1 pseudogene is annotated in these 267 nt (G+C 54.7%); it reads right to left on the bottom strand.

The annotated features are described in order from the left end of the window. Positions 1 to 267: pseudogene (gene hemA, locus V5P19_RS23720) on the bottom strand (glutamyl-tRNA reductase); the annotation flags it as partial.

Below are 267 nucleotides of genomic sequence, written 5' to 3'. Positions count from 1 at the left end.
GATGACGCGCTACCAGCTCGATGGTTTCGCCCGCGCCTACCAGCAACACTGTGACCGTAGAGAGCGATTCAAAGATCTGCCGCGCCAGCGTACAAGCCGCAAAAGCGACAGACACAGCGCTGGCACCGATATCTGTTTCAGTGCGAACGCGTTTCGCTACAGAGAAAGATTTCTGGAACATGCGTTCCAGTTCGCTGGCCTTCATATGGCCTTTTTGCGAATCGGCAAACGCTTTTTTAACCTGACCGAGGATCTGCGGCTCCCCAA

Source organism: Enterobacter sp. UNJFSC 003, assembly GCF_036903355.1.
Lineage (GTDB): Bacteria > Pseudomonadota > Gammaproteobacteria > Enterobacterales > Enterobacteriaceae > Enterobacter.
This window is presented reverse-complemented; position numbering and strand designations above follow the sequence as displayed.